Source organism: Streptomyces prunicolor NBRC 13075 (assembly GCF_000367365.1).
Classification (GTDB): domain Bacteria; phylum Actinomycetota; class Actinomycetes; order Streptomycetales; family Streptomycetaceae; genus Streptomyces; species Streptomyces prunicolor.
This window is the reverse complement of sequence record NZ_BARF01000169.1, coordinates 1-11262: the sequence shown is the minus strand read 5'-3', so window position 1 is coordinate 11262 and position 11262 is coordinate 1. Positions and strand designations below refer to the sequence as shown.

At 69.7% G+C, this 11262-nt stretch carries 11 protein-coding genes; 9 read left to right on the top strand and 2 right to left on the bottom strand.

Features of this window, described 5'->3' with window-relative positions:
- From SPR02S_RS58665 to SPR02S_RS54280, 8 genes are all read left to right on the top strand, one after another.
- Positions 1 to 1254 (top strand): SCO6881 family protein (locus tag SPR02S_RS58665; protein WP_019065431.1); only part of this gene is annotated, 1254 nt, incomplete at its 5' end.
- A 151-nt stretch (positions 1255 to 1405) separates the two neighbouring features.
- Entirely contained in the window at positions 1406 to 2872 is a 1467-nt protein-coding gene (locus SPR02S_RS54315; protein ID WP_019065430.1) for an SCO6880 family protein, read from the top strand.
- A 33-nt stretch (positions 2873 to 2905) separates the two neighbouring features.
- Positions 2906 to 3358 carry a DUF6238 family protein gene (locus SPR02S_RS54310; RefSeq protein WP_019065429.1) on the top strand — a complete coding sequence of 151 codons (453 nt, stop codon included), beginning with the start codon at positions 2906 to 2908 and terminating at the stop codon, positions 3356 to 3358.
- Positions 3359 to 3387: 29 nt separating this feature from the next.
- Positions 3388 to 4893: a putative type IV secretion/conjugal transfer ATPase gene (locus SPR02S_RS54305; RefSeq protein ID WP_019065428.1), complete on the top strand. Its 1506-nt coding sequence runs from the start codon at positions 3388 to 3390 to the stop codon at positions 4891 to 4893.
- A 33-nt stretch (positions 4894 to 4926) separates the two neighbouring features.
- Positions 4927 to 5349 (top strand): hypothetical protein, encoded by a 423-nt coding sequence (locus SPR02S_RS54300; protein ID WP_019065427.1) that lies wholly within the window; start codon positions 4927 to 4929, stop codon positions 5347 to 5349.
- Positions 5350 to 5375: 26 nt separating this feature from the next.
- Positions 5376 to 6065, top strand: a complete 690-nt coding sequence (locus SPR02S_RS54295) for a hypothetical protein (RefSeq protein WP_019065426.1) — start codon at positions 5376 to 5378, stop codon at positions 6063 to 6065.
- A 744-nt stretch (positions 6066 to 6809) separates the two neighbouring features.
- A complete protein-coding gene (locus tag SPR02S_RS54285; protein ID WP_019065424.1) occupies positions 6810 to 7583 on the top strand; it encodes a hypothetical protein in 774 nt (257 codons plus the stop codon).
- Between the two features lie 241 nt (positions 7584 to 7824).
- Positions 7825 to 8508, top strand: coding sequence for a FadR/GntR family transcriptional regulator (locus tag SPR02S_RS54280; protein ID WP_026151751.1), 684 nt, complete (start codon positions 7825 to 7827; stop codon positions 8506 to 8508).
- A gap of 313 nt (positions 8509 to 8821) precedes the next feature.
- On the opposite strand, the gene SPR02S_RS54275 is transcribed toward SPR02S_RS54280, so the two are convergent.
- Entirely contained in the window at positions 8822 to 9127 is a 306-nt protein-coding gene (locus SPR02S_RS54275) for a hypothetical protein (protein WP_019065422.1), read from the bottom strand.
- Between the two features lie 199 nt (positions 9128 to 9326).
- Here SPR02S_RS54275 and SPR02S_RS58660 point away from each other — a divergent pair, with 199 nt between their 5' ends.
- Positions 9327 to 10685, top strand: coding sequence for an AlbA family DNA-binding domain-containing protein (locus SPR02S_RS58660; RefSeq protein ID WP_019065421.1), 1359 nt, complete (start codon positions 9327 to 9329; stop codon positions 10683 to 10685).
- A gap of 387 nt (positions 10686 to 11072) precedes the next feature.
- Here SPR02S_RS58660 and SPR02S_RS64595 read toward each other — a convergent pair.
- On the bottom strand, positions 11073 to 11262 hold a 190-nt coding region (locus SPR02S_RS64595), incomplete at its 5' end, for a DUF6233 domain-containing protein (protein ID WP_245607802.1).

Here is an 11262-nt window from a genome sequence, read left to right as displayed (position 1 = left end):
GCCAGCGCTGCGGATCTCGCCGCGAAGGCCGTCGACGAGACCACCGCCATCGATCTCAACGCCGGATGGTTCCGGGACAACTACGAGCTGCTGCTGCCCATCGGGCTCGCGCTGACCGTCGGCACGTTCTGCATCCAGTTGATGTCCGCGGCCTGGCGACGCGACGAACGCGCCCTCGCTCAAGCAGCGATCGGCACGATGACCGGCGTCCTCTTCTCGTTCTGCGCCGTCGCCTTCACCTCCGTCGCCGTCACCGTGGTCGACGCGCTGTCCGACGGCCTGTTCCAGGCGGCCAACACCTCGGTCGACGACGCGGTCCGGCGTGTGGTGAAGGTCAGCGAACTGGGGTCGATGTACAGCCTCGGTTGGGGCGTTCCGTCCCTGGTCGCCCTCGGATGTGCGATCGGCGCGTTCATGTACTGGGGCGTGATGGTCGCCCGGAAGGTCGGCGTCCTGGTCCTGGTCGCGCTCGCCGTGTTCGCCGGATCCGGCGGCGGCTGGGAGGTCGCCAAGCGATGGCGGCGCGGCTGGATCGAGGCCACCGCCACGCTGGTCGTCTCGAAACTCCTGATGACCGTCGTCTTCCTCATCGGCGTCTCGGCGATGGGCAAGTCGGACGCCCACGACGGCATGGCCGCGCTGTCCGACGCGTTGGCAGGCATTGTCGTGATGGTGCTGGTCCTGCTGTGCCCGTACGCCACCTACAAGTTCGTCCACTGGGCCAGCGACGGCGGCGGCCACGACGACGTGCACCGCACGGGCGTCGCAGGCTTGGCGGTCGCCGCCGGAGCCGCGAAGACCGCGGGCACCCTGGCGATGCAGACCCGTACCGGCGCCCCTGCTCCGCAGGGGCCCAGCCAGGTCCCCGGTGCGGGCGACGACGGTGTCGCCTCCGGGATCAGCCCCTCCGGCGGCAACCTCAGCAAGGAGGGCATCGACGGCGGAGTACCCAAGCCGCAGACCCGGTTCCGGTACGGCGAGGACCCCAACGCCTCCGGAGACAAGGGCCGAGCCCTCATCCAACGCCCCGGCATCCCACCGCTCATCACCCGGCCCGGCGAGAGCGGAACAGGAAGTGCCGAAGGAGGCGCCCCGGATGGTCAGTTCGCCGGCGCGTCGGCTCCGGGCGGCAGCATGACCCGCGCCGGGAGCGCGCTGCCTGCCGCACCGCCGCCTTCCGCCGATCCGTCGGCCACCGGTTCACCGACACCGACGCACTGGGTGTACCCCACCCAGCCACCCTCGGAGTCCTGACCAACTCACCGACAGGGGGCGGGCTGCGGGTGCAGCCCGCCCCCTCACCCCGCACCGCCGATCACCACAGACGGACTCCTGCCATGACCTCCACCACCAGAAGAGCAGCGCGCGCCTCGCTCTCCGCCCGCACCCACCGTCTGGAACCACCATGCCCGACAAGCCCCAAGTCACCACGGCCACCGTGAAGTTCCCCCACCGCAGCAGGCGCGGCATCCTGCTCGGCCTGACCGCCCCACAGCTGATCGCCGTCACACTCACGGGTCTCCTCCTGCTCGCCGTGATCATCACCCGCGGCGTGACCGGCGCGCTCGAACTCACCCCCCTCTGGGCCGCCATCGCCGGGTTCGTCTTCGTCCGCCACCGAGGCCGCGCCCTGGCCGACTGGGCTCCCATCGCCACCCGCTACGCCCTGCGCCGGATGCGAGGCCAGCTGATCTGGCTCACCCGCCCCTCCCGCCGCCCGGTCCGCGAAGGACTCCTCCACCTACCCGGCACCGCGGCCAGCCTGCGGGTGGTCACCGCCCCCGACCGCCGCTACGGCGCCGTCCACAACCCCCACACCGGCACCCTGACCGCCGTCGTCAAGGTCTCCTCCCGCGCCTACGCGCTCCTCGACCCAGGCACCCAGAACGCCAACGTCAGCGGCTGGGGACGCGCGCTGGCCGCGCTCGCCCGCACCGGACAGGTCGCCCGGATCCAGGTGATCGAGCGCACCGTCCCGGACTCCGGCGACGCCCTGCGCCGCTACTGGGAGGAACACGGCAAGCCCGATGCCCCGGTGGCGGGCGCGATCTACAGCGAGCTGATCCAGAGTGCGGGCCCGGCGGCGGCTCCGCACGAGGCCTACGTCGCGGTATCGCTGGACGCGAAGGCCGCACGGCGTCTGATCAACCAGGCCGGAGGCGGCCTGACCGGGTCCTTCAGCGTCCTGGCGCAGCTGACCTCGACCTTCGACCAGGCCGCACGCACGGCCGGGCTCAACCCCACCGGCTGGCTCACCGCCCGCGAGATCGCAGCCGTCGTACGAACGGCCTACGACCCCAAGGCCCTTGCCGCACTCGACCGTTGGTCCACAGCCGGGCGTCCCGAGGCCGAGCCCGCCGCTGCCGGACCCGTTGTGGTCGTCGAGAAGGCGGACCACATCGCGACCGACTCGGCCGTCCACGCCACGTACTGGGTGGAGAACTGGCCCCGCACCGAGACCTCGGCAGGCTTCCTTCACCAGCTCCTGTTCACAGCCGGAATCCGGCGCACGCTCTCGCTGTCGTACGAGCCGAAGGGACTGGACGCCGCCCTGCGCGACGTCCAGCGCAAGAAGGCCAGCGTCATCGCGGATGCCGCCGAGCGCGCCCGGCGCGGCCAGGTCGACTCCGAGGCCGACTCGATCGAGTACCAGGACATCAAGTCCCGTGAGCGCCAGCTCATCGCGGGCCACGCGGACGTCGCCCTGACCGGCCTGCTCACCGTCTCGGCCGACAACGAGGACGAACTCCGGTCCGCCTGCGCGGTCGTGGAGACCGCGGCCGTCGGCGCCCAGCTCGACCTGCGGCCGCTCACCTGGCAGCAGGCCGAAGCGTTCACCGCCGCCGCCATGCCGCTCGCCCTCCCCGCCTAAAAGCGCCTTCCCTCCCTCCGAAAGAGCTTCCCCATGTCCCGCACCGCCGGCCCAACCACGCAGGACTTCGTGCCCTTCGCCACCGCCGCGCTCGACTTCCACCGCGCGCTCAACATCCCCGGCGGTCCCCTCGTCACCACGCGCGCCGAGCTGGATGCCCTGCACGCCCACCTCGTCTCGCTGCACGGTCTGCTCGACGCCCATACCTGCCGCACCGGACAGATCGTCCCGGCAGAGGGAGACCACCTCCACGCCGCCCGCACGCGCGTCTGGCAGGCCGCCGACCACGTCCACTCCGCCTACCACGCGGCACCCCGACCGGACTCCGGCGAGGTGCCTGGCCGCGAGGCGTGCCAGGCCCAACTTCCAGAAGGGACACCGGAGTTGACCATCTGCCAGCGCCACCAGCGCACTGCGCACCTGGTGCGCCGCCGCACCACCCCGGCCGACCTGCACACGCCGTTCACCGGCCTCGTCCGCCGCTGACCCGCCCTTTCCTGCTTGGAGAAACCTTCATGCCCCGCACCCGCGCCAGCGCCTCCCCCCTGTTCGTCCCCCGCAAGACGACACGCGCCGAACAACGAGCCGCCCGCGCCGGTTTCGCCGCCGCCCGCCACAAAGCCCGCCGCGCCACCGCCCCGCCAAAGCACCGCGCCGAACAGCCCCTCAACCCTCAACTGAGCCCCATCTACCCGCCGTCCGGACGCCCCGGCCCCTCCTCCGCCCGCGGCGGCAAGCTCAACCTGCCCGCCCACCGGATGACCACCGCCACCGTCTCCGGCGCCTACCCCTTCCTCGCCGAGGGTGGCCTGGGCGCGGAGGGCATCTTCATCGGCAGGGACGTACACGCCGAAGCCGCCTTCTGCTACGACCCGTTCTCCCTCTACAGCAGCGGCCGGATCGAGGGCTTCACCAACCCGAACGCCGTCCTGGCCGGGATCATCGGCATGGGCAAGAGTGCGCTGGCCAAGTCCATCGCCACCCGGGCCATCGCCCACGGATACCGGGTCTACGTCCCCTGCGACCCCAAGGGAGAGTGGACACCCGTCGCCCAGGCCCTCGGCGGCTACAGCATCGCGCTCGGCCCGGGCCTCCCCGGCCGCCTGAACCCCCTGGATGCTCCGGCCCGGCCCGCCTCGGCGAGCGAGAGCGACTGGTCGACTGAGGTCCGCAAGCGCCGGCTCCTGCTCCTGGCCGGCCTGGCCCGCACTGTGCTGAAGCGCGATCTGATGCCGATGGAGCACACCGCCCTGGACCTCGCGCTCGACCTGGTCGTCGCCGAGGCCGACGCCTGCGGCACGGTGCCGCTGCTCGGCGATATCGCGCACACCCTCGGCTCCCCCGAATGCCTCGACCGCGCCCTCGGAGACCAGGCCGGACGCATGGGGCCCGCCGCACAGGACCTCGCGCACGCCCTGCGCCGTCTGGTGCACGGCGACCTGAGCGGCATGTTCGATGCTCCCTCGACGGTGGCCTTCGACCCGACCACCCCGATGCTGTCCATCGACCTGTCCCGTCTCGGCGGCTCCGGCGACGACACGGCCTTGGTCTTGGCCATGACCTGCGCTTCGGCGTGGATGGAGTCCGCGCTCGCCGACCCGGACGGCGGCCGACGCTGGGTGATCTACGACGAGGCGTGGCGCGTGATGAGGCACGTCGGCCTGCTGGAGCGCATGCAGTCCCAGTGGAAGCTCTCCCGTGGCCTCGGCATCGCCAACCTCATGGTCATCCACCGCCTCAGCGACCTGCTCAGCGCAGGCGACGCCGGCTCACGCGGCCGGGTACTGGCCGAGGGCCTCCTGGCCGACTGCTCCACCCGCATCATCTACCGCCAGGAACCCGACCAACTCGCCGCTGCCGCCTCCCTGTTGGGCCTGACCGGCGTCGAGACCCAAGCGGTAGCCGCCCTAACCAAGGGCCGGGGCCTCTGGAAAGTCGCGGGCCGGAGCTTCATCACCCAGCACATCCTGCACCCGGCCGAACGCGAGCTGTTCGACACCGACGCCCGCATGTCCGCCTAACCCAACATGCCTTCCATCGAAGGGAGTTGGCCCATGACGTCACCCGTCAGCCCGGGCACTGTCGCGCCGACCGCCGACTGGAACGAGCGTCTCGCCGCGGCACGGCCCGGAGAGTTCGCCGAGCTGTTCCACGAGGCGATCACAGAGGACTTCGGCGCGGTGGCCCAGCTGCACCAGATGCTCGAAACCGCCTCCCAGTGGTGCCGCACCCACGACGCACGCAGCAGTTCCGTCGAGCTGGACATCCTCGCCGACCGCCTGACCGACCTCGGCGAGGAACTGCACCTCGTAGCGGAGGACGTAGGCCACGAGATCCACTCCCACTCGCATCGAACGGCAGCAGCGGCGCGTCCCTCCCCCGCCGTGTCCGCCCGCAGGACTCCCCTCGTCCGACAGAGCGAGGCTCCAGTGCTTCTCCCGCCCAACACCGTCCGCTCACAGCCGCGTTCGCGGTGACCACCGGCACAGGAACGAGGACAACCGTGCCTACCCCTCCCGCTTCCCACGAAACTCAGCCGTCGGCGAGCACCGACCCCCTGGCATGGCGCCGACACATCCCGGCGCTGGCCACCGCCGCTGTCGGCATCAGGCAAGCCTCCGATGCCTGGGACGCGGTCTCGGACTCCTTCTGCGACCACGACGGCTGGCCCACCTACGAGGAGGACTATGCGGACGGCAAAGTGAAACGTGATGCCGAAGCGTGGAAACACGTCGAGGTCTTCCTCGCCCACGCCCCCGAGGTCCTGGCCGGTGTCCGCACCGCCGCCAACGGCGCCGACTATCTCGAAGGACCGATCAGCGACGACCTCCGGCGGCTGCGCGGAATCGACACCACCCTCGAACGAGCAGGCCAAATCCAACACGAGTGGGACCAGGTCATGGCCCTCATGGAAGGCTCGCAACCCGGCTCACTCCAGCTCTACGAGAGCCGGGCCAAGGAGATCCGCAACTCCGAGGGCTGGCATTACGCGGACGAGTTGTCCTTCCAAGGCCCGGCGCTCGTCCGGGCAGCCGACTACCTGGCCAACCGGATGGATGCCGAACAGCCCTCACAGACCGACCGCGCCAAGGTCGCCCTCGCCCGATCCTCCCCCGGCAATCACGCGGTCGTGCCCCCTTCCCCAGCCGCGCCCGTATTGCCGAACCCACCGGTACCACGCCATACCCGCTGACGCCCTTAGCAGCGAACCGCGGCGCGGCCGAACCAGCCAATCGCGAGATCCTCGTGGAACTCCGCCACCTTGGCGCAGCCGCGCCTCCGGCCGTCAACCACTGGGCCACCCGGCCACGGAGGACACCCATGCACGCCGATCCCCAGCACGTCGCCGCCGACCCTCCGGAGCCAGAGCACGGGTACGAACACCTCACGGCTCCCCTTCGCCTGCGCGGCCTGACGTGCACCATCGAGTACGGCCTCAGCGACTACATCGTCCACGCCCAACTCCCCGACGGCAGCGCACTGTTGATCTCGCCACCCCAGGAACCGCCGACCGAGCACCCACCCGGGCATCCCGAAAGCTGGCTGGTGACCCGAACGCACCCCGACAACTCCGCCATCCACGAGGTGCTCTACGACTCGGAACCCGACGGTCCCCAGGCCCGGAACGGCGGCAGCGTCCCGAGCCTGCTTGCCGCCGTCGACGCGCGCCTGGATCAACTTGGCGTGCCTCAAGGGGCGGACGCTGCATCGCCGCGAGTACGTGCTGCTCTCGCACCTTCACCGACCGCCCAGCGCGCGGTCGCAGCCCGCCTGCCAGCAGCTTCAACCGCGCGCCCAACGTTACCGTCCGCCCCTCCCTCGTCCGCCCCTGGTCGCTGACCGCGTCCCGCCTCGGAGTCCTCCGTGCCCCTCAACAGCAGAACTGTCCCGGCCCTCGACCGCCCCACTCCCCGAGCCCGTACCGGATGGATCAGCCATGCCCGCCCCCGACCACGACCCCCGTCCCGACATCGCAGTCGGCCACCACCCCGACCACGGCATCGTCGCCGCGAACCCCAAGCAACTCGCCGCCAGCACATGGATGTTGAAGCGCCTCGACTTCCACCCCGTCCCGGGCCAGCCGACGCTGTACGCACTGGCTGACCAACAGCGTGACGGACAGGGTCGCGCCACCCGGGCCGTCGCACTGCTGCAAAAAACCGGCTACCAGGTCGACGTGGACGCCGCCTTCGACCCCGCACCGACCTCCGGTACAGCTCCCGCCCATGACCGGCACCCGCGCACAGAACCCGACGTCGCGTTCGCCGAACATCCGCAACTCGGCATCGTCGCGGCCACCAGGGACCACTCCTCCGAACTCGGCGGCCCACTCATCCTGGAAGAACACGGCTGGCGGCACCACCCAACCCTGGACATCTACACGCTGCCCGTCACCACCGACCACGACGAGGCCCTGGGCAAGGTGGCCAACGCCACGCTGTCGATGCACCGATCCGATCTCCAGGTCGCGATCCAACCCCGCCTCGCCCAGGACGTAGCAGCACGCCGACCTCCTGCACCCGTGACGGCCGCGCGCCACAAGCACAGTCGGAGCATCACCACCGGCAAGTTCCCCATCAGCGCCGTCGCACTCGCCGCCAGCCCGGCCCGCGCCGGCCTCCCGGACAGGGCGACCCTTCCCGCTCCCGTCGTCTCCGCTGCGGAGGCCCAACCGGGCGACCCGCGCATCGCGTTCTCCCGCAACCGCTGACCCAACTCCCGTAAGGAGCAGTTCCCATGGCCGCTATGGGTAACCCGGGCTATCAGGACATGGGGAATGCCTGCCTGTTGATGTCGGCTGGTGTCGCATATCTCGACCAGCCGAGATGCAGCCGATGGGCGACCCGGTCACAGCTCTAGCCGCAGCGGCTCCACCAAAGGTGCCCCTTGTTGACGTGGGCATACCCGTCTACAAGCCTGGCCCTACTGGTATGACCAAAGTGGAGGAGTCGATGGCAGAGCGCCCAGGCCGTCAGCGCAAGCCTGAGATGGTGGCCGAGGCGATGCTGACGCGGATACGGTCTGGTGAGCTGCCTGTCGGCGCGAGGCTGCCTTCCGAACGTGACCTGGCCACCGAGTACGGCGTGAGCAGGAACGCCGTACGGGAGGCTCTCGCCGTTCTGCAGTTGAGCGGCCATGTGGAAACGCGGCTCGGTGACGGCAGCTACGTCGCGCAGCCGACCCTTGCCGAGGACCGGGACGACAAGGGGCTGCTGGCGGGCACGGGTATCGCCGAGTCGCTCCAGGCTCGCGAGGCGCTGGAGCTCGCGAGCGCGCTCATGGCCATCCGGAAGGCTACGCGCTCCGATCTGCTCAAAATCGATGCCGCGGTAGCGGAGATGGAAGAGCACCTGGAGCGGGAGGACTTCGAGAGCTACCTCCGCGCGACGCTGGACCTCCATCTGGCGATCGCGTCGGCGTCGCGGACCCCGCTGCTGGTGAGCCTGGTGGCGGAGCTGACGGAGAAGCACCGGGCCGACCAGTGGCTGCTGCACGACCGGTACACCCCCGAGATCGGGGCCTATTCGCTGGACGTGCACCGGGCGCTTGCCCAGGCGATCCGGGACAAGGACGTGGCCGGGGTCTACGAGGCGACCTGTCGGCACTACGAGGAGTATCCGGTCCTCAAGGGATGACGCCGGGCGCGCTCTTGCTTCACAAGTCCCGGAGGCCCGCGCTCTCTTGGGTTCTGGGCGGATGGGCGACATTTTCGGGGGGCGCAGTTGTCGACTGCGCGCCGGGCTCTTGACGACGGTCTTGCCGGGCCGTGGCTCGAATTGACGATGGCCTCGTGGAGACGGGCTTGGGTGAGGGCGACAACCCCTTGGGCCTGCTGAAGTACGGCTGCCCGCTTTCGTCGCGGAGGAGCCGATGGCTGGGACCTGCCGTGTGGGCGGGTGCCGCCCGGTGGTGTTCGGGGATGGCCGGTGGCGGACCGGGAAGATCTGTTCAGTCGTCCACGCGTAGGTAGCTCTGGTCGGTCTGGCCCTCGCTGAACCGGCGCAGTTGCTCCTCCACTCCGTCGACGGCGATCTGCCGGAGCGCAGCGTGGTCGGGTGCGGCATCGACGTCGGCGAGGGTCTGCATGGCGCTGCGGACTGCGGCGGCGCCGACCTGAGACCAGAGCGAGAGCAGCCCGTGGGCATGCTGCTCGCCGTGCTCGGTGTCGGGTACCAGGACGGTGGCCAGGCCGCGCCGTACGGCGTCCTCGGCGCTGATCGTGTGGTGGAGAGAGTTCGGTATCCGTGTCGCCAACTACCCTTCACCGTCACGGTGTACCCGACTCAACAAACGCACTGCGAAAGTCCACGTGATCTGTGGCGATGGCCCTGACGAGGCACCGTCAAAATCTGGTCGGCCAAGGGGCGTGCGCCCCTAGGGTGACGCAATGACACGTTCATGGACTCGTCTGCACGAGCACCTCGGGCAACGTCCCGGCCCGCTCACATACGAAATGGTCGCCACCGCCGTGGCGGACAAACTCGCCGAGAGCGACGACCTCGACTGGAAGCAGGCGCTGCCCAACTTCGCGCGCACACCCGGTGTGTGGAACGAGTTCGCCAAGGACGTCGCCGCCATGGCCAACACCCGGGGCGGCCTGCTCATCTACGGCGTCAGCGACCGGATCGAACTCGTCGGCATCGACCTGTCGACAGTCGACAAGAAGCAGCTGCTGAGCACCATGCGCAACGTCATCCAGCCCTACATCTCCGAAGTCGACTTCCTCGAGCTGACTGCTCCCGGCGGCAACGGACCGGACATCCTGGTCGTCGACATCCCGCCCAGCGAGATGGCACCGCACTTCCAATACGGCTGGGAGAGCCGGGACAAGGACAGGGCTACCTTCAATGCCCCGTACCGGATCAGGGACGACACGTACTACATGACCGAGCATCAGGTCGCCCGGGCCTATCAGGACCGCTTTGCCCGCCAGGCAGCCACGCACGCTCTCCTGAAGGAACATCTCGCGGACGCAACCGACGTCGTCTTGAGCGAATCCGATCACGCCCACGCCTGGCTGGTCATTGCCACCCAACTCACACGACCAGTCCCCCACCTGGTACCGGCCACAACCCAGGAGGAGGCCGAATCCGCCCTTCGGCTCACACACGAGACGGCGGTTCGCATCAGCGGCAACCCCGACCGGTCGGCGCCCGTGGCCACACGCCTCACGCAGGTACGAGTCGGACTGCGCCGATGGATCGCGAGCAACCTCCTCACCCCCAATCGGCGTACACCAACCCGGGGCATCCTGGTCGAACTCCACCACGATGGAACCGTCATCGTGTGCGCCGACCTGAGCGCGAACCTGGCCGCAGGCGACCACACTGCAGTCGACACCCGGGTTCTGCGCATCGTCGCTCTGGAAGCCGTCGTCCTGGCCGACATCCACCGTCTGCACCGCGCCCCCGACACTGCTGTCGAAATCACCGCCACCATTGCAACGGCCGCCACCGACCGACGCCTCACACCGTTCGAACTTGACTTCGGCAGCATGGAGCTGGTTGACGGAGCACGGCACCCGAAGCGCCTGCTGCCGTCCTCCACCGAACTGGCCCCCAACGCCGACGATGACACCTTGCGGGAATGTGCCCACGAGCTGGCCAGCGGTCCAGGTGGCGGACTGGGCTGCGGGCGCGACGCGCCAGTGGGCACAGTGGATGGCAGGTGGCCGCGGCGACCAGTTCTCCCGCGACCTGGAGCCGGTTGCCCGATCCTGGCTCATCGACGGCATATGGCCGGCTCCCGTGGAGGGCTCAGAGTCATGATGGCGACGAGGGGCGCCTGCAGGAACAGCGCACACAACCAGTAGGCCGCCCGGTGCCATAACCGAGTCTTCCCGTCTCGCCCTTCCTACTCCGCGAACGGCGCTGCCGAGATGCTGTCCGAACAACAAGGTCACCCACCGCCTCCCGGTCTCGTGAACATCTGCTGTCGATTCTCGTGAACAAAGCCACCGCGGAGGGCTCGGGAGGCCATTCCACGGGCGGGGGTGTGCGGCTGTAGTGGGCTCCCTGGCCGACGCGATCTGCCCGAAGCTCACCGGCGTCGGCTGGCTCACCATTGGCCGCAAGCTCCTTGCTGCACCCGACGAGGAAGCCCCGGCGCACCGCCTAAAACCCAGGAAGACGCCGGGCTCGGCGCCCGCGTAGCTGCCAGAGTTGAGGGTGCGCTCAAGTGGACATGCAGTTCGTCCCGGCTACGCCAGCGGTCCGAGAGCGACATCCGCCCCGCACTCGGTACATGGCACAGCGCCGGGGCGGCGCAGTACCTCAAGCGCGGCGAATACGTCCAGCTCCTCAGCGTCCCGGGGCGCCTCTTCACAGTCCCAGACGTGCACGATGTGCGCGGCGGGACGACCTCCTATGGCCGGGGTCCGCTGGATCTTC

Coding starts and splice junctions, on each gene's coding strand:
- SPR02S_RS54315 (WP_019065430.1), top strand. CDS start 1,406: ATGCCCGACAAGCCCCAAGTCACCACGGCCACCGTGAAGTTCCCCCAC.
- SPR02S_RS54310 (WP_019065429.1), top strand. CDS start 2,906: ATGTCCCGCACCGCCGGCCCAACCACGCAGGACTTCGTGCCCTTCGCC.
- SPR02S_RS54305 (WP_019065428.1), top strand. CDS start 3,388: ATGCCCCGCACCCGCGCCAGCGCCTCCCCCCTGTTCGTCCCCCGCAAG.
- SPR02S_RS54300 (WP_019065427.1), top strand. CDS start 4,927: ATGACGTCACCCGTCAGCCCGGGCACTGTCGCGCCGACCGCCGACTGG.
- SPR02S_RS54285 (WP_019065424.1), top strand. CDS start 6,810: ATGCCCGCCCCCGACCACGACCCCCGTCCCGACATCGCAGTCGGCCAC.
- SPR02S_RS54280 (WP_026151751.1), top strand. CDS start 7,825: ATGGCAGAGCGCCCAGGCCGTCAGCGCAAGCCTGAGATGGTGGCCGAG.
- SPR02S_RS58660 (WP_019065421.1), top strand. CDS start 9,327: ATGGTCGCCACCGCCGTGGCGGACAAACTCGCCGAGAGCGACGACCTC.